The sequence below is a fragment of the Cryobacterium sp. TMT4-10 genome (assembly GCF_004403275.1).
Classification (GTDB): Bacteria; Actinomycetota; Actinomycetes; order Actinomycetales; family Microbacteriaceae; genus Cryobacterium; species Cryobacterium shii.
In genome coordinates, this window is record NZ_SOGU01000053.1 from 1 (window position 1) to 16,461 (window position 16,461).

Below are 16,461 nucleotides of genomic sequence, written 5' to 3' on the forward strand. Positions count from 1 at the left end.
ATCACCCGACGCCCTCATCGCCCTCGCCATGCTCAGCCTCGGCGGCCACAAACCAGTACTCCCCGGCCGGGTTTAACCCACGGTTACGACAGGAGAGCCAATATCTCCGTCGAATTCGTCAGGGGCGGGGACCGGGGCTGGGCTGAGGTTACGGGGCTACGCGGGGCGTTACGGGGCGACGCGGCCGTTCTTGTTGAAGGCGGCGTAGGTGAGCGGCATGAGTGCCGCGAAGTGGTCTTCCATCTTCTCGGCGCACATCTCGATCTCGCGCTGCGGGAACGACGGGAAATGAGTTCCCTCGCGCTTGGTGCGCAGGCTGAGGAAGTTCATCAGCGACCGGGCGTTCATGGTCACGTACATCGAGGAGAAGATGTTCAGCGGCAGCACGATGCGGGCGACTTCGCGGGCGACGCCGGCCTCGAGCATCCGTTGGTACGACGCGTAGGCGTGCGCGGACGCCTCGCGGGTCAGCTGGTCGACCAGCGCGGACTGCTCGGCGGTGCCGGGCAGGAAGTCGTAGGCGCCGGGCTTGCCGACCTGCACCAGGTTGCGCGTGGCGGCGGGCAGGTAGAAGACCGGGTTCAGCTCGCGGTAGCGGCCCGATTCCTCGTTGTAGGAGGCGATGCGGTGCCGCATGAACTCGCGGAAGACGAAAATGGGCGCCTGCACGTAGAAGGTCATCGAGTTGTGCTCGAACGGCGAGCCGTGACGGTCGCGCATCAGGTAGTTGATCAGACCGCTGTCGCCCTTGCTCGAGGCCTCGGCGTCGGACTCCTCCAGCCGGGCCTTCGCGAGGGTCTGCTCCCCCTGCGTCGACACCCGTGCGGCGAACAGCACATCGGAGTCGTGGGCGCTGGCACGAACCAGCTCAACGGTCACATCGGAGCGAAACTCAATCTCAGGCACGGCTCACACGATACCCGGTCGCCGGCCGACGGATGCGCTGGCTCGCCGGATGCGTCGCCTCACCCGCGCTTCGCGCGCGCCTCGACCTCGCCTGTCCCCGCCGGCCCCGCGCCCGTAACGTGTCGTCATACTGCCCCGCCGGCCCGGCCGAACGCGTACCGTCGCAGCATGAACCCGATCCCGGCCCTGAGCCTCCTCCTCGCCCTCGTCGCGGGCGCCACCGTGCTCGGGCTGCTCTGGCGGGCCCGGCAGGGGCGCACCGCACCGGTCAGGGCGGACGCGCCGCTCACCCCGGCGGATGTCGGCAGCCCCGTGTCCTTCGGAGCACTCGGCACGCTGCTCCAGTTCTCCACCGACCACTGCGCCCGCTGCCCCGGCACGCACGCGCTGCTGACCCGGCTGGCGGAGTCCCGTCCCGGGGTCGCCCACGTCGACATCGACATCACCCACCGGCGCGACCTGGCCAACCGGTTCGGGATCATGCAGACCCCCACCACGCTGATCCTGGACGAGACGGGCCGGGTGCGCGCCCGCATCGGCGGGGCCCCGAACCGGGCCGGCATCCTGGAGCACCTCGACGACCTCACCGGGAGCGCCCATGTCCGTCTCGCCCGCTGAACCGCGATCCGTGAAACCCCGAACCGCCCGCCCGGACCTCGACCCGCGGGGGCCGCGCTTCGGCGCCGCGATCACCGCCGTGCTGCTGCTCGTGGTGGTGTTCCTTTCGCTGACCGGGGCATCCGTGGCCGCCCTGCTGCTGCTGGCCGGGCTCGCCGGTCTGTTCGCGTGGGGCGCGTTCGCCGGGGCCGGCCGTCACCCGTACGGCATCGTCTTCAAGAAGCTCGTCCGACCACGGCTGGCGCCCCCGGCCGCCCTGGAGAACCCCGCCCCGCCGACGTTCGCCCAGGGGGTGGGCCTGGTGGTCACCCTCGTCGGGGTCGTCCTGGGCGTCGCCGGGATCGACCCGGCCGTCGGGGTGGCCGCCGCGGCCGCCTTCGTCGCCGCGTTTCTGAACGCCGTGTTCGACTACTGCCTGGGCTGCCAGTTGTACCTGCTCCTGCTGCGCGCCGGGGCGCTCGGCGGCGCCGGTCGGGCCGAGGCCGGCCGGTGAATCCGTTTAGCTGAACATCGGCTGGGATATTCCTTCATCCGGGCCGGGCCGCCGGTTAGGCTGGAGCTTCACTTCCAGGAGGTAACACCATGGCACTCACCAGCGAAGCAACAACCGTCTGGACCGGCGACCTGAAGTCCGGCACCGGGAACGTCACCCTCGATTCCTCCACCGCCGCCGAGTTCCCGGTCACCTGGCAGGCCCGCGCGGTCGGCACCCCGAACACCACCAACCCGGAGGAGCTGCTCGGCGCCGCGCACTCGGCCTGCTTCTCGATGGCACTCGCCAACGGCCTCAGCGCCGCGGGCCACGTCCCCGACAGCATCCAGACCACCGCGGCGATCACGTTCGAGGCCGGTGTCGGCGTCGTCGGCAGCCACCTCCTGGTCAGCGCGAAGATCCCCGGGCTGACCGAGGAAGAGTTCGTGGCCTTCGCCGAGGACGCCAAGGCGAACTGCCCGATCTCGAAGGCGCTGGCCGGCATCCCGATCACGATCGAAGCCGAACTGGCCTAGAGCCGACTCACCGCCATGCGAGTACTGGTCTCCGGCGCATCCGGACTCATCGGCACGGAACTCCGCACCCAGCTGGGCGCATCCGGGCACACGGTCGCCCGGCTGGTGCGCCGTGAACCGCGCGGCAGCACCGAATTCCGGTGGGATCCGGCCGCCCTGAGCATGGATGCGGCCGCGCTCGACGGCGTCGACGCGGTGATCAACCTGTCGGGCGCCTCCCTCGCGCGTTTGCCGTGGACGGCGGGCTACCGCCGGGAGATCCTCGATTCCCGCGTGCAGGCCACGCGCACGCTGACGGATGCGATGCGTCGCCGCACGACCCCACCGTCGGTGTTGCTGAACGCGTCGGCCGTCGGCATCTACGGCAACCGCCCGCACGAGGTCCTGACCGAGGATTCCGCCCCGGGCAGCGACTTCCTGGCCAAGGTCGTGTCGGTGTGGGAGTCCGAGGCGTCCCGCGCACCCGAGCAGACCCGGGTCGTCACCTTCCGCACCGGGCTGGTCATCGCCCGGGGCGGGGCCCTCAAGCCGCTGCTGCCGCTGGCGAAAGTCGGCCTGGCCGGGCCGCTCGGCAAGGGCACGCAGGGCTGGCCGTGGGTGAGCCTGCACGACGAGGCTGCCGCGATCGTGCACCTGCTCACGTCTCCCCTGTCCGGCCCGGTGAACGTGGTGGGGCCGACGCCGGCCACGGCCAACGCCGTGATCCGGGCCGTGGCCGACGCGCTGCACCGGCCGTTTCTCCTGCCGGTCCCCGAATTCGTGCTCACCCTGGCATTGCAGGACGCCGCCCGTCAGCTCCTGCTCGCCGACCAGCAGGTCTCGGCGTCACGCCTGGAACGCGACGGCTTCGTGTTCGCCCACCGCACGGTGGCCGAGGCCGTCGCCGCGATGCTCCGCCGGCCCTGACCCCGGCAGCAGCAGCCCCCAGCGTCCAACCAATTCGACGGAGATTCGGCTGTAAAAACACGCATTTCGGCCATTCCGGGCCGATCCGGGCAAAATCTCCGTCGAATTCGTTCGGGCCGGAGCGGTTGTGGGGCGCCTCGGACCCGCGCGGGGGCTGCCGGCGGGTTGGGGCTGCGGGCGGGCTAGGGGGCTGCGGGCGGGGCAGCGGCCGTGGCGTCGGCGCGCTCCAGGGCGATAGCGGTACGGATGGCGCCGCGAGCCCGGCGACGGTCCCCGGACGCGTCGTAGGCCAGGCCCAGCCGGAACCAGGCGCGCCAGTCCTCCGGGGCGGCGTCGACGGCCGCCCGGAACACCGGGAACTCGGCATCCGCTGCAGCCCGCATCGGGCGTCCGCTCGGCCGGATCGGCAGGTCCTCGACGGGAAGCCCGCCCTCGGCCTCGAGTCGGTGAACGAGCCGCTCGGAGTTGCGACCGAACCGGACCTCGGCCGCCAGTGCCCAGGTCCCGATCAGGGGGAGCACGAGCAGCGCCACCCCGATCACGATGCCGACCGGTTCGCCGCTCTGCAGGAACAGGATCGCGCGCCAGCCGACGAGGACCAGGTAGAAGGCGAGCAGCAGGGCCATCAGGCCGGCGGCGACGCGGCCCTTCATGCCCGCACCTCCGCACCCGTCGCGGCCGGATCCGTCGGCGCCGGGTCCGTCGGCGCCGGACCGGTCGCAGCCGGATCCGTCGGCGCCGGTTCGGTCGCAGCCGGGCCGCTCGACGGCGCACCCCGCTCCCCCAGCCCGAGGTCGATGATCTGGTCGAGCCCGACGGTGACGCCCGTGGCCGTGCGCGCAGCCGCGAGGGCCAGCAGGATGCCGCGTTCGTAGGCGGCCGCCGACAGGGTGTTGTGGCTGATGGTGAGGGTCTCCCCGGCTCCGCCGAAGATGACGTCCTGACGGGCCAGCATCCCCTCGAGTCGCAGGCTGTGCACGGGCACGCTCGAGACCTGCTGGCCGCGGGCGCGTTGGTCGGTGTGCGGCGCGGCGACCGGGCCGATGTCGGCCCTGGCTCGCCCGATCAGCTCGGCGGTGCGCACGGCCGTGCCGGATGGCGAGTCCACTTTGCCGGCCTGGTGGGCCTCGACGATCTCGATCGAGTCGTAGAAACGGGCCACCATCGCGGACAGGGCGGTGGCGATGACCGACCCGATCGAGAAGTTGGGGATGATGATGACCCCGGTGTCCTCACGTCCGGCGATCCGGTGGGCGAGGGTGTCGATCCGGCCCTGCGACCAGCCGGAGGTCCCCACCAGCACGCGCAGCCCGTGGTCCACGGCGAAGTCCACCACGCTCTGGCTGACCCGCGGCAGGGTCAGATCGATCACGACCTCCGCCCCTAGCATCTCGGACAGCTCGCTCCGCGAATCCAGCCCGGCGACGAGTTCATAGCCGTCGGTCTGCTCGACCAGCCCGGAGACCAGACGGCCCATCGTGCCCGTTACGCCGACGATGGCCACCCGTGTTGTCATGGCATCCAATCTACCAAGGGACCCCGAGCCCTTGCCGCCCGGGCGCATCGAAGTAGCCTTGGGCCATGCCTGATTCCCCAGCCCCGGCCTTCAGCGACGTGTCGGTGACGGATGCCGGTTCGATCGCCCTGCTGACCCAGTACTTCAGCGACCGGGAGTCAAGCTTCCCGTCCCGGCAGGGCCGGTACCGCACCACGTTCCCCGACCCGGCCCAGTTCATTCCGCCACGCGGGGTGTTCCTGCTGGTGGGTGAGCAGGCGGGCACCGAGCAGGCCGGCACCAAGCAGGACCACGCCAAGCAGGCCCAAGTCGAGCACGTCTTCGTGGGCTGCGGGGGCATCCGCCGGATCGAGGATTCCGCGGCCGGCGAGACGCGGTACGAGGTCAAGCACCTGTGGCTGCAGCCGCACGTGCGGGGCCGCGGCTGGGGCCGAAGCCTGCTGACCGAGCTGGAGCGGCGCGCCCGCGCGTTCGGCGCGGCGGAGGTCGTGCTCGACACGAACGCGAGCCTCACGGCCGCCGGTGCGCTCTATGCGCGTTCCGGTTACGACTCCTGCGAGCCGTACAACGACAACCCGAATGCCACGAACTGGTACCGCAAGCGGCTCGCCCCGAGCTGAGGCCGCCCGAAGCCGGAACCGCTAGAAGAGGAGCGGGTCGGGCAGGCCCGTGCGCAGTTCCACCGGCAGGTGCCCGGTGTCGTTGTGGGTCACCATCGTCCAGGGGCGCCCCGGCTTCTGGTGCAGCACGGTGAGGCCGCAGTTGGCCTGGTTGATGCTGATCCAGCGCCAGTCGGGTGCGCCGAGAACCTCCCGCACGAACCAGGCGATGACGAAATTGTGGGTGATCAGGAGGTCGTGGCGGTCGCCGCGGCGCGGCTGCAGGAACTCGGCGACGGCGTCTTCCATCTGCGCGCTGCCGGCTTCGATCTCCGCCTCGGAGACGGCGCCGAAGAAGGGCGCGTAGGCGGCCGGGGTCTGCGGCGCCATCCCGGAGGGGATGCAGTCGAAGAGCAGCGGCGACGGCACCGGGGTCAGGGCGGGCAGGCGCTGCGCGATGATCCGGGCGGTCTCGGCGGCGCGCTGCAGCGGCGAGTGCCAGGCATCCGTGAACGGAACCCCGCCGAGGCGCTCGGCGATCAGCTGCGCCTGGCGCGTGCCGCGGGCCGACAGTGGCCCGTCGGGCAGCCCGTGTTCGGCATCCTGCTGCTCACCGTGGCGGACAAGGTAGATGTAGTGGGGCACGTGGTTCTCTTTCAATTCGGTGCGCGGAGGCCGTACGACGGTGTTGCGGCCTCGGGGGTGTGGGGCAGGGGTGCGGTCAGGGGCGGACGGACGTCGCCATGACGGCCGCGAAGATGTTCGGGTCGAGGGCGCCGACCGCGGCGATGGAGAGCGGCCCGGCGGACAGCTCGGCGGCCAGGACACGCACGTCCTCGGCCGTGACCCGCGCGAGGCGGCGCAGGGCCTCGTCGAGGTCGATGAACTCGCCGAGCGTGATCTCGGCGCGGCCGAGCCGGGACATCCGGGTGTCGGAGTCTTCGAGGGCGAGTGCGGATGCGCCGGACAACTGGCCCGCGGCCCGCTTCATCTCGTCGGCCGTGACGCCGTGCTCCGAGATGCGGTGCAGCTCGCCGAGCATGAGCTCGGCCACCTGGCCGGCCTTCGCCGGGGTGCAGCCGGCATACATGCCGAACAGGCCGGCATCGGAGTAGCCGGGGGCGAAGGAGTAGACGGAATAGGCCAGGCCGCGCTTCTCGCGCACCTCCTGGAACAGGCGGGAGGACATGCCGCCACCGAAGATGGAGTTCAGCACGCTCATGGTCACGCGGCGGTCGTCGGTGGCGAGCAGCCCGGGGAAGCCCATCAGGATGTTGGCCTGCTCGAGCGGCCGCTGCACGATCGTGACCGGTGCACCCTGGCTGAGGGCGACCGGGCTGCCGCTGCGCCGCCCCACCGGAGGCGCGAAGACGCTGAGGTCCCAGCCCGCCAGGGCCAGGGACCGGGTCACCGCGGCGACGAGCACATCGTGGTCGACGGCCCCGGCAACGGTGACGACGAGATCCTGGGGCCGGTAGTTGGCCCGGTAGTGCTCCAGCACCGCGGCGTGGGTCGCGGCCCGGATCGTGTCCGGGCTGCCGCCGATCGGCCGCCCGAGCGCGTGGTCGCCCATGATCGCCTCGAAGAAGCGCCCGTTCGCGACATCCGCCGGGTCGTCGTCGGCCATGGCGAGTTCTTCGAGGATGACGCCGCGCTCGTTCTCGAACTCCACCGGGTCGAGCAGGGACGAGGTGATCATGTCGGTGAGCACCTCGACCGCCATGAGCAGGTCCCGGTCCTGCACCTTGGCGTAATAGCAGGTGTATTCCTTGGCGGTCATCGCGTTGTGCTCGCCGCCGACGGAGTCGAAGGCGATCGCGATGTCCAACGCCGTGCGCTGTTTCGTGCCCTTGAACAGGAGGTGTTCGAGAAAGTGGGTGGAGCCGAAATGGCCGGGCGCCTCGTCGCGGGAACCGACGGCGACCCAGTAGCCGATGGTCAGGCTGCGACTGCCGGGCACGTGCTCCGACACGATGCGCACCCCGCTGGGCAGCACGGTGCGTCGCACAAGGGACTCCCCGGCCGCGTGGAAGGAGAGTTCGGGCAGGTCCAGAGGAAATTCGACGGCACCGTTCATGACATCACCCACCTTACGTCACGGCACCGTCACGACCGGGAAGCCAACCGGGGCACGAGCCGGGCGGCTCGTCAGGGCTGCGGCAGTCGGGAAGCGGATCGTGGGCGCCTACTCAATGCGCAGACACCCGGTCTAGGTCCACCATGTCGCCGCGCGTCAGACGGATGCCGGCCGCGGCCACCAGCGCCTCCACCTGGTCGGGGTGGCTGGCACTGGCCACCGGGGCGACCACGGGGCTGCGCGCGATCAGCCACGCGATCGCGATCGCCGCGGGCGCCACCTCGTGTTCCTCGGCGATCCGGTCGAGCACGGCCAGCACTCGGAACCCGTGGCGGTTGAGATGTTTGGCTGCCCGGGAGGCGCGGGTGGTCTTCTGCAGGTCGGCCTTGGAACGGTACCGGCCGGCGAGGAAGCCGTGCGCGAGCGCGAAATACGGCAGCACCGCCAGTCCCTGCGCACCGGTGACCAGGGCCAGTGAGGACTCGAACGGGGTGCGGTGCAGCAGGCTGTACTGCGTCTGCAGGGCCACGAAGCGGGGAAGGCCGTTGGCGGCGAGCACCCTCGCCTCCATCAGCCGTTCGGCGGAGAAGTTAGAGGCGGCGAGGTAACGCACCTGGCCGCTGCGCATGAGCACGTCGACGGCGCCGAGGCTTTCCTCCAGGGGAACGGTCGGGTCGTCGAAGTGGAAGTGCAGCAGGTCGATGTAGTCGGTGCCCAGCCGGTCGAGGGAGGCGTGCACCGCCCCGATGATGCTGCGGGAGGAGAGGCCGGGGTTGTCCCGGTTCTTGCCGATCTTGGTGGCGATGACGGTGCTGTCCCTGGCCCGGCGGGAGCGCAGCCACGCCCCGATGATCACTTCGCTACGCCCGGAGGTGTAGCTGTCGGCCGTGTCGAGGAAGTTGCCGCCGAGTTCCCGGTGCCGGTCGAGCACGCTCGTGCTCGTGGCGCCGTCGGCCGTCCAGCCGAACACGCTGCCGCCCAGGGCGAGCGGGTGCACGACCAGGTCGGTGTCGGCGATCGTGCGGCGCAGGCTCCGCGCGGGGTGGGCGGGCGGAGCCGGGACGGAGCCCAGCGCTGCCGGCTGCAGCGCTTGCGACTGAAGCGGAATGTCGGTGGAGATGGCCGGCGGACCCTGCATGGTCACGGGGCCCAAGGGCGCAGACCGTGCGGTGCCGGCTGCTTCGGACGGGGGAACGGTACCGTGCGTGCTCGGACGGGGCATCCGTCGTCTCCCTCCGGTTTGTGCCGAGAGTATCCCCGGCGATCACGGTTGGAAAGGACACTCCAGGACCGTTACCAAAATGTGCACGAGCGCCCCCTTGCTATCGTTCTGGCATGTCTTTTCTCAGCCCCGTCACCCTGGCGGGAAACCTCGTCACCCTCGAACCGCTCGCCGCCGAGCACCACGACGGGCTGGTGGCGGCCAGCGCCGACGGTGAGCTCTGGAACCTCTGGTACACCGCCGTTCCGCGCCCCGAGGAGATGCGGGCGGAGATCGACCGACGGCTGCGCCTGCAGCGGGAGCAGAGCATGCTGCCCTTCACGGTGCGGCGCACCGACACCGGCCTGATCTGCGGCATGACGACGTTCATGGACGCGGATGCGGACAACCGGCGGGTGGAGATCGGCTCCACCTGGACGGCGGCCGGCGCCCAGCGCACCGGAATCAACACCGAGAGCAAACTTCTTCTCCTCACGCATGCCTTCGAGAGCCTGCGCTGCATCGCGGTCGAATTCCGCACCCACTGGATGAACCAGCAGTCCCGGGCGGCGATCGCCGGCCTCGGGGCCAAACAGGACGGCATCCTGCGTAACCACCGTCAATCGCCCGACGGCGCGCTCCGCGACACGGTGGTCTTCTCGGTGATCGAGTCGGAGTGGCTGAGCGTGAAAACGGGCCTGACGCACAAGCTGCGCTCCCGCGCGGACCGGTAGGAGGCGGTGCTCGCGGGGCAAGTTATAATTGGAGGGAACCGATTCTTGAGTAGCGGCCACCAGGCATCGCCCCCCCGCCTGCCCGAATCATCCGCGAAAGAAGGATCCATGACGCAGCTATCCGGCATGTCCACGCCCGAGGTCCTGACCGAGGCGCTGCGGCGACGCACCTTCGCCGTGATCTCGCACCCCGACGCCGGCAAGTCGACGCTGACCGAGGCGCTGCTGCTGCACGCCCGGGCGATCACGACGGCCGGCGCCACCCACGGCAAGGCAGGACGGCGCGGCACCGTGTCCGACTGGATGGCGATGGAACAGGCCCGCGGGATCTCCGTCACCAGCGCGGCCATCCAGTTCGAGTACCGCGACGCCGTGATCAACCTGGTCGACACCCCCGGCCACGCCGACTTCTCCGAGGACACGTTCCGGGTGCTCTCCGCCGTCGACGCCGCGGTCATGCTGGTGGACGCCAGCAAGGGCCTCGAGGTGCAGACCATGAAGCTGTTCGAAGTCTGCCGTCAGCGCGGCCTCCCGGTCATCACCGTCATCAACAAGTGGGACCGCCCGGGCGCCGAGGCGCTGGACCTGATGGACGAGATCCGCCAGCGCACGGGCCTCGTGCCCACTCCCCTGACCTGGCCGGTCGGGGTCGCCGGGGACTTCCGCGGCGTGATCGACCGGTCGACCGACGAATTCATCCGTTTCACCCGCACCGCCGGCGGCGCGAAGACCGCCGAACCCGAGCGCCTGAGCGCGGCCGTCGCGGCCGCTGACGAAGGGGCGGCGTGGGTCACCGCGACGGAGGAATCCGAGCTGCTCGCCGAGTCGGACCAGGACCACGACGAGGCGCGCTTCCTCAAGAACGAGACCACGCCCGTGCTCTTCGCCGCGGCCGTGCTCAACTTCGGCGTGCAGCACATCCTGGACACGCTCGTGGACTTCGCTCCGGCGGCGGAAGCCCGGGAGGACGCATCCGGTGGTCACCGCCCCGTGGGCAGCGCCTTCTCCGGCTTCGTGTTCAAGGTGCAGTCCGGCATGAATGCTTCGCACCGGGACCACGTCGCCTTCGTTCGGGTCTGTTCCGGCCAGTTCCGGCGCGGCATGATCGTCACCCACGCCGCCAGCGGGCGGCCGTTCGCGACCAAGTACGCGCAGCACCTGTTCGGGCGCGAGCGCGAGGTGGCCGACGAGGCCTGGCCCGGCGACATCGTCGGCCTGGTCAACGCCTCGGCCCTGCGGGTCGGCGACACGATCTTCGAGACCGAACCGGTCGAGTTCCCGCCGCTGCCGATGTTCGCGCCCGAGCACTTCCGGGTGGTGCGGTCGGCGGACTCCAGCAAGCACAAGCAGTTCCGTCGCGGCATCGACCAGCTCGACCACGAGGGTGTCATCCAGGTGCTGCGCTCGGAGCTGCGCGGCGATCAGGCGCCGGTGCTCGGCGCGGTCGGGCCGATGCAGTTCGAGGTCGTCGAAGAACGGATGACGCACGACTTCGGCGCCGCCATCCGCACGGAGGCCCTGCCGTACCAGCTGGCCCGGCGCACCGACCGGGAGAGCGCCGAGATCCTCGGGCACGACCGCCAGGTCGAGGTGCTGATGCGTTCCGACGGCACCCTGCTCGCCCTGTTCAGCACTCCCTGGCGGCTGCGCAACACGGTGCGGGACCACCCCGAGTTGATGCTGGAAGACCTCGCCACCGGGAGCAACGCGGTTCCGGCCGCCTACTAGCTGTAGCCGCCCTTCTCCGGACTCCTCCAGGCGGCAGCACCGTCCCCGGCCAGGCCAGGCCCAGCCCGGCCCGGATTCCCCGCGCCCGGCCCCTCGCAGCGTGCGGTGCTGAACCAATTCGACGGAGATTTTGACGAAAAACCGTGATTCCGGCGTGTTTTGGCCCGATTTTGGCAAAATCTCCGTCGAATTCGTTAGGGGCGGGGCACAGACGGATGCCGCCGGGGCGCCGGGGCGCGGGGCTCCGGGCTACGAGGCGCCGGGCTACGAGGCGCGTCAGTCGGCCGCCGGGTCAGCGGGTCATGCTCCGCGGGGGCAAGGTGAAGGCGTCCCCGCCGAATTTCTCATTGGCGACGCTCATCATGTCCGGCCACATCCGGTGCCGGGCGGTGGCGGCCTGCCCGTTGTCGAAGTAGGTCTCCCGCTGATCCTCGCCCTCCCCCGACACGTTCACGACGCCCACGACCGTGGCGACCTTGGTGCTCGCCCCGGACATCCACGTGTCCAGGTTGTCGTCGGTGGTGCCGGTCTTACCGATCATGGGCACCCGCGGGGAGGTGGCCCGGTAGGAGGCGGTCGCCGTACCACCGGTCAGCACCCGCTGCATCGCATAGGTCATCCCGGCGGCGATCTCGGGCGCGACGGAGGCCGTGCAGGCTGACTTCGGCGCGGCGATCTCGGTTCCGTCCGGGCCGACGATCTTGTCGATCACGACCGGGGTGCAGGTGACGCCGTTGTTCGCGATCCCCGCATACGCGGCCGCCATGGTCAGGGGCGCGATTTCGTTCGTGCCCAGCACCGAGGAGGCACCCTGTTCCAGGGGATTGCCGTCGGCTCGGTGAATCCCGAAGGCCTCGGCGGTCTTACGGATGTTGCAGAGGTCGAGTTCCTTGGCCATCCCGATGTAGCCCGTGTTGATCGAGCCGACGGTCGATTCGAGCGCGCTGTAGTACGAGTCGTTGTCGTTGGAGGAATCGTTGCCGGGCGCGAACGAGTAGCCGTAGTCCTGCGGGCCGTTGCAGCTGTCCTGGAACTCGCCCCAGTCCGAGCGCTCCCGGGAGTTGACCGTGTCGCCCAGGGTGTTGCCGGCCTTCAGCCACTCCGCGAGGGTGAACACCTTGTAGGTCGACCCGGGCTGGAAACCGTTGGAGCCGCCGCGGTTGAGGTCGGTGTTGTAGTTGACGGCCGTGAAGTTCGCCCCGGTGGCGGCCGGGTCCTGGCTGTAGTCCTTGTTCTGCGCCATGGCGAGCACCCGGCCGGTGCCGACCGCGACGCTCGAGATCACACCGCCGACGTCCCAGCCGTCGAACGTCTTGGGCACGTTCTCCGCCAGGGTGGCCTCGGCCGTCGCCTGCAGGTCGAGGTCGAGGGTCGTGAAGACCTTGTAGCCGCCGAGCCGGAAGTTGGCTGCGCGCTCGGCGGCCGTCTTGCCGAACGCCGGGTCGTCCCGCAGGGTCTGCACGACCAGGTCACAGAAGTAGGCGCTGCCGCCGGCGGTCTGGCAACCGGTGCTCGGTTCGGTGATGGCGGGTTCGACCGGCGCGGCGACCGCCGCGTCGCGGTCGGCCTTGCTGATCTTCTCGTGCGCGAGCATCTCGTCGAGGATGTAGTCCCGACGGTCCTTGTTGGCGGCGTATCCGTTGGCTGCCCCGTTGGTCTCGCTGTCCGGTTTGTCGAGCTGGAACTTGACCGGGTTGTTCACGATCGCGACGAGGCTGGCGGCCTGCGGCAGGGTCAGCGCAGCCGCGGTCGTGTTGAAGTAGTAGTTGGCGGCCGACTCGATGCCGTAGATGGAGCCGCCGAACCCGGTGATGTTCAGGTACTGGCGCAGGATGTCGGCCTTGGAGTATCTCTTCTCCAGCCCGATGGCGAGGCTCATCTCGGTGAGTTTGCGGCTGGCGCTCGTCTCCGTCGCCGCGTCGTAACACGCGGTCCGCTTGGCCTGGTCGGCGAGGGTCTCGCACTTCTGCACCAGGACGTTCTTGACGTACTGCTGGGTGATGGAGGACCCGCCGCGGGCCGTCCCGGTGACCAGGGTGGACACCAGACCGGTGACGCTGCCCCAGATGTCCACGCCGCCGTGAGCGTAGAAGCCGGGATCCTCGCCGGAGGTCGCCGCATCCTTCACAAACGGGCTGATCGCAGCCGAGGCCACTTCGACCCGGTTCTGGTCGTAGAACGAGGCGAGAAGCACGGGACTGCCGTCGTTCGCGGTGGCGTAGACGTTGCTCTTCTGCGACAACCGGCCGATCGACAGATTGTCGGGCAGGGTCACCATCACTGTGATCGCGACCGCCCCGACGATGGCGACGACGACACCCATCGCGATCAGGGTGCGGGTGCGGCGGCGCGATCGCCGACCGCTTCTCCTGCTGGCTGACCTGGGGCTGGTTGAGGGCGTGGTCTCAGTGCTCATGGTGCGACAAATCACTTCCCGGTCGGGTCACGTGCCCGGTTCCGTCGACAGAGGGGGGCCGCCGGGCCGGGCGGCCCGGCGGCATCCGGCTAGGCGTCGACGACGACCGAGGTGATGACCGGGATGCGACGGTACTTGCGCTGCATCCAACGGGTCAGGCTCTGGGTGAAGATGTCCTCGAGCTCAGCGCCGTTGACGATCTTGACCTTGTTCGCGGCGCGCAGGGCGTCATCGATGGACTTGGTCGCGCCCTGGATCCACTCGTTGTCCTGAACGAAGCCGCGGGCGATGAACTCGACCGGCTCGGTGAGAAGGCCGGTGCGGGTGTCGAGGATGCCGAGGATGGTGACGGCTCCGTCGTTGGCGAGCTGCACGCGGTCGGCGAGGGCCTCTTCCGAGCCGCCGCCGCCGACGGTCATGCCGTGCACGAAGACGAGCTCCGCGGCGACCCGGCCGGTGACCTTCGCGAGGCCGTCGACGAGGTCCACGACGACGCCGTCTTCGACGATGAGGACCTGGTCCTCGGGAATGCCGGTGCGAATGGCGAGGTCCGCGTTGGCCTTGAGGTGGCGCCATTCGCCGTGGTACGGGATGACGTTCTTGGGCTTGACGATGTTGTAGCAGTAGACGAGCTCGCCGGCGGAGGCGTGGCCGGAGACGTGCACCTTGGCGTTGCCCTTGTGCACGACGTTGGCACCCCAGCGGGTGAGGCCGTTGATGACCCGGTAGATCGAGTTCTCGTTGCCGGGGATCAGGGAGCTCGCCAGGAGCACGGTGTCGCCCTCGCCGATCTTGATCACGTGCTCGCGGTTCGCCATCCGGGCCAGGGCGGCCATCGGCTCACCCTGCGAGCCGGTGCAGATGAGAACGACCTTGTCGTCCTTCATCCGGTCGAACGCCTTGACGTCGACGATCAGGCCCTTGGGCACCTGGAGGAAGCCCAGCTTCTCGGCGATGCCCATGTTGCGCACCATCGAGCGGCCGACGAAGGCCACCTTGCGGTTGTGCCGGGCGGCGGCGTCGATGACCTGCTGGATGCGGTGCACGTGGCTGGCGAAGCTCGAGACGATGATGCGGCGCGGCGCGGTGCGGAAGACGGCGTCGATGGCCGGACGGATGTCCTCCTCGGTCACCGTGAATCCGGGAACCTCGGCGTTGGTCGAGTCGGTCATGAACAGGTCGACGCCCTCTTCACCGAGCCGGGCGAAGCCGGGGAGGTCGGTGAGGCGGTTGTCGAGGGGGAACTGGTCCATCTTGAAGTCGCCGGTGACGAGCACGAGGCCGGCCTCGGTGCGGATGGCGACGGCGAGGCCGTCGGGGATGGAGTGGTTCACCGCGAGGAACTCGAGGTCGAACGGTCCGGCCTTGCGGCGCTGGCCTTCCTTGACCTCGATCAGGCGGGGTGTGATGCGGTGTTCTTCCAGCTTGGCGGTGACGAACGCGAGCGTCAGCTTCGAGCCGATGATCGGGATGTCCTTGCGCTCGCGGAGCAGGTACGGCACCCCGCCGATGTGGTCCTCGTGGCCGTGCGTGAGCACGATCGCCTCGATGTCCTGCAGGCGGTCACGGATGGAGGAGAAGTCGGGCAGGATCACGTTGATGCCGGGCTGGGTCTCCTCGGGGAACAGCACTCCGCAGTCCACGATCAGGAGCTTGCCCTTGTGCTCGAAGACCGTCATGTTGCGGCCGATTTCGCCCAGTCCGCCGAGCGGGGTGATGCGCAGGCCGCGACGGGGAAGGGACGGCGGCGTGGACAGGTCAAGCTGGTGCTTGGTCAATGAAACTCATTTCTCAGGGTGAGACTGCGCGCGTGTCAGGCGGCATCTCGCTAGTTGGGCCGATCATCGGCCCTGTGAACGGGTGGTGCAAAGTTGGGATTCGGGTGCCCGCACGGGCAGGCTGCGCCCGAAGGCAATGGCATCAGGGTCGTGCAGTCACCGACACTGGGGTCGAGAGGGCACGCATGCTGCTCATGACTGCCCATTCTACCGCAACCGGATGCGACCCCCCGCCGGTCGCCGCCCAGCCTTCTCGAAGCAGCCCGCGCTACGGTCGACGCATGTCAGCTTCAGAGCTCTACTCGACCCCGCTCACCCTCATCGACGGCACGGAAACGACGTTCGGCCAGTTCAGGGGCAAGACGGTTCTGGTCGTGAACGTCGCCTCCAAGTGCGGGTTCACCCCGCAGTACGCGGGCCTGGAAGCGCTCTACGAGAAGTACAACGACGACGGACTCGTCGTGCTGGGCCTCCCCTGCAACCAGTTCATGGGCCAGGAACCCGGAACCGACTCGGACATCGAGTCGTTCTGCCAGCTGAACTTCGGCGTCACTTTCCCGCTGACCGTGAAGGTCGACGTGCGCGGCAAGCACCAGCACCCGCTCTACGCTCAGCTGACGAAGTTCAAGACCGGCCTGCTTCCCGGCCTGATCAAGTGGAACTTCGAAAAGTTCCTGGTGAACGCCCAGGGCGAGATCGTCGACCGGTTCGCCTCGACCGTGGAGCCGGAATCCGAGGAGATCGTCGGCGCGATCGAGAAGGCGCTCGAAAGCAACGCCGCGTAGACGGATGTCCCCACGCCCGTAGGCGATGGGGAACGATCCCCCGCGGTTCCGAGGCGCTGCCTGCCGCAACATCCCCGAGCCGCCTGTGCGAATTCGACGGAGATTTTGGCTCTCCTGCTGCATCTGTGGGTCTTTCGGAGCGCCTTAACGGCCGCACGCCGCTTCCTGTCTAGGTTTCTGACTGTCAAG

The 16,461-nt window shown here is 69.4% G+C and carries 16 protein-coding genes; 8 read left to right on the plus strand and 8 right to left on the minus strand.

Features of this window, described 5'->3' with window-relative positions; genetic code table 11:
• Positions 1-168 precede the first annotated feature (168 nt).
• Positions 169-906 (minus strand): FAD-dependent thymidylate synthase, encoded by a 738-nt coding sequence (gene thyX, locus E3T42_RS08205; RefSeq protein ID WP_134365978.1) that lies wholly within the window; start codon positions 904-906, stop codon positions 169-171.
• 168 nt (positions 907-1,074) lie between these two features.
• Here thyX and E3T42_RS08210 point away from each other — a divergent pair, with 168 nt between their 5' ends.
• From E3T42_RS08210 to E3T42_RS08225, 4 genes are all read left to right on the plus strand, one after another.
• A complete protein-coding gene (locus E3T42_RS08210) occupies positions 1,075-1,524 on the plus strand; it encodes a thioredoxin family protein (RefSeq protein WP_174776167.1) in 450 nt (149 codons plus the stop codon).
• A complete protein-coding gene (locus tag E3T42_RS08215) occupies positions 1,505-2,017 on the plus strand; it encodes a DUF4395 family protein (RefSeq protein WP_134365977.1) in 513 nt (170 codons plus the stop codon). Before E3T42_RS08210 ends, E3T42_RS08215 begins: the two co-directional genes overlap by 20 nt.
• A gap of 89 nt (positions 2,018-2,106) precedes the next feature.
• Complete coding sequence (locus tag E3T42_RS08220) at positions 2,107-2,532, plus strand: OsmC family peroxiredoxin (protein WP_134365976.1); 426 nt, start codon at positions 2,107-2,109, stop codon at positions 2,530-2,532.
• Positions 2,533-2,547: 15 nt separating this feature from the next.
• Positions 2,548-3,438: a TIGR01777 family oxidoreductase gene (locus E3T42_RS08225; protein ID WP_134365975.1), complete on the plus strand. Its 891-nt coding sequence runs from the start codon at positions 2,548-2,550 to the stop codon at positions 3,436-3,438.
• Positions 3,439-3,620: 182 nt separating this feature from the next.
• On the opposite strand, the gene E3T42_RS08230 is transcribed toward E3T42_RS08225, so the two are convergent.
• Together E3T42_RS08230 and dapB are read right to left on the minus strand one after the other, a co-directional pair.
• Positions 3,621-4,091 (minus strand): hypothetical protein, encoded by a 471-nt coding sequence (locus E3T42_RS08230; protein WP_134365974.1) that lies wholly within the window; start codon positions 4,089-4,091, stop codon positions 3,621-3,623.
• Entirely contained in the window at positions 4,088-4,954 is an 867-nt protein-coding gene (dapB, locus tag E3T42_RS08235) for a 4-hydroxy-tetrahydrodipicolinate reductase (protein ID WP_134365973.1), read from the minus strand. Before dapB ends, E3T42_RS08230 begins: the two co-directional genes overlap by 4 nt.
• A gap of 65 nt (positions 4,955-5,019) precedes the next feature.
• Here dapB and E3T42_RS08240 point away from each other — a divergent pair, with 65 nt between their 5' ends.
• Positions 5,020-5,574 (plus strand): GNAT family N-acetyltransferase, encoded by a 555-nt coding sequence (locus E3T42_RS08240; RefSeq protein ID WP_134365972.1) that lies wholly within the window; start codon positions 5,020-5,022, stop codon positions 5,572-5,574.
• Positions 5,575-5,595: 21 nt separating this feature from the next.
• Here the strand turns inward: E3T42_RS08240 and E3T42_RS08245 are convergent, their stop codons facing one another.
• The 3 genes from E3T42_RS08245 to E3T42_RS08255 all read right to left on the minus strand — a co-directional run bounded on the left by E3T42_RS08245 (position 5,596) and on the right by E3T42_RS08255 (position 8,852).
• On the minus strand, positions 5,596-6,198 hold the full coding sequence (locus tag E3T42_RS08245; protein WP_134365971.1) for a histidine phosphatase family protein: 603 nt from the start codon (positions 6,196-6,198) through the stop codon (positions 5,596-5,598).
• 76 nt (positions 6,199-6,274) lie between these two features.
• The gene (locus E3T42_RS08250) at positions 6,275-7,630 is read right to left on the minus strand and encodes a pitrilysin family protein (RefSeq protein ID WP_134365970.1); all 1,356 of its coding nucleotides are present in this window, start codon (positions 7,628-7,630) and stop codon (positions 6,275-6,277) included.
• A 112-nt stretch (positions 7,631-7,742) separates the two neighbouring features.
• Positions 7,743-8,852: an aldo/keto reductase gene (locus E3T42_RS08255; protein ID WP_241975919.1), complete on the minus strand. Its 1,110-nt coding sequence runs from the start codon at positions 8,850-8,852 to the stop codon at positions 7,743-7,745.
• Positions 8,853-8,965: 113 nt separating this feature from the next.
• Here E3T42_RS08255 and E3T42_RS08260 point away from each other — a divergent pair, with 113 nt between their 5' ends.
• The gene (locus E3T42_RS08260) at positions 8,966-9,565 is read left to right on the plus strand and encodes a GNAT family N-acetyltransferase (protein ID WP_134365969.1); all 600 of its coding nucleotides are present in this window, start codon (positions 8,966-8,968) and stop codon (positions 9,563-9,565) included.
• A 108-nt stretch (positions 9,566-9,673) separates the two neighbouring features.
• Complete coding sequence (locus E3T42_RS08265; RefSeq protein ID WP_134365968.1) at positions 9,674-11,293, plus strand: peptide chain release factor 3; 1,620 nt, start codon at positions 9,674-9,676, stop codon at positions 11,291-11,293.
• Between the two features lie 292 nt (positions 11,294-11,585).
• On the opposite strand, the gene E3T42_RS08270 is transcribed toward E3T42_RS08265, so the two are convergent.
• Positions 11,586-13,709 (minus strand): transglycosylase domain-containing protein, encoded by a 2,124-nt coding sequence (locus E3T42_RS08270; protein WP_134402804.1) that lies wholly within the window; start codon positions 13,707-13,709, stop codon positions 11,586-11,588.
• Positions 13,710-13,798: 89 nt separating this feature from the next.
• The gene (locus E3T42_RS08275) at positions 13,799-15,487 is read right to left on the minus strand and encodes a ribonuclease J (RefSeq protein ID WP_198415989.1); all 1,689 of its coding nucleotides are present in this window, start codon (positions 15,485-15,487) and stop codon (positions 13,799-13,801) included.
• Between the two features lie 281 nt (positions 15,488-15,768).
• On the opposite strand from E3T42_RS08275, the gene E3T42_RS08280 reads away from it, so the two are divergent.
• Positions 15,769-16,272, plus strand: a complete 504-nt coding sequence (locus E3T42_RS08280) for a glutathione peroxidase (protein ID WP_134365966.1) — start codon at positions 15,769-15,771, stop codon at positions 16,270-16,272.
• The last annotated feature ends 189 nt before the right edge of the window (positions 16,273-16,461 follow it).

Excerpts from the sequence above, each read along its gene's own strand:
- E3T42_RS08230 (WP_134365974.1), bottom strand. The coding sequence starts at position 4,091 with ATGAAGGGCCGCGTCGCCGCCGGCCTGATGGCCCTGCTGCTCGCCTTC.
- E3T42_RS08220 (WP_134365976.1), top strand. The coding sequence starts at position 2,107 with ATGGCACTCACCAGCGAAGCAACAACCGTCTGGACCGGCGACCTGAAG.
- E3T42_RS08270 (WP_134402804.1), bottom strand. The coding sequence starts at position 13,709 with ATGAGCACTGAGACCACGCCCTCAACCAGCCCCAGGTCAGCCAGCAGG.
- E3T42_RS08210 (WP_174776167.1), top strand. The coding sequence starts at position 1,075 with ATGAACCCGATCCCGGCCCTGAGCCTCCTCCTCGCCCTCGTCGCGGGC.
- E3T42_RS08265 (WP_134365968.1), top strand. The coding sequence starts at position 9,674 with ATGACGCAGCTATCCGGCATGTCCACGCCCGAGGTCCTGACCGAGGCG.
- dapB (WP_134365973.1), bottom strand. The coding sequence starts at position 4,954 with ATGACAACACGGGTGGCCATCGTCGGCGTAACGGGCACGATGGGCCGT.
- E3T42_RS08240 (WP_134365972.1), top strand. The coding sequence starts at position 5,020 with ATGCCTGATTCCCCAGCCCCGGCCTTCAGCGACGTGTCGGTGACGGAT.
- E3T42_RS08250 (WP_134365970.1), bottom strand. The coding sequence starts at position 7,630 with ATGAACGGTGCCGTCGAATTTCCTCTGGACCTGCCCGAACTCTCCTTC.
- E3T42_RS08255 (WP_241975919.1), bottom strand. The coding sequence starts at position 8,852 with ATGCCCCGTCCGAGCACGCACGGTACCGTTCCCCCGTCCGAAGCAGCC.
- E3T42_RS08280 (WP_134365966.1), top strand. The coding sequence starts at position 15,769 with ATGTCAGCTTCAGAGCTCTACTCGACCCCGCTCACCCTCATCGACGGC.
- E3T42_RS08260 (WP_134365969.1), top strand. The coding sequence starts at position 8,966 with ATGTCTTTTCTCAGCCCCGTCACCCTGGCGGGAAACCTCGTCACCCTC.
- E3T42_RS08215 (WP_134365977.1), top strand. The coding sequence starts at position 1,505 with ATGTCCGTCTCGCCCGCTGAACCGCGATCCGTGAAACCCCGAACCGCC.
- E3T42_RS08225 (WP_134365975.1), top strand. The coding sequence starts at position 2,548 with ATGCGAGTACTGGTCTCCGGCGCATCCGGACTCATCGGCACGGAACTC.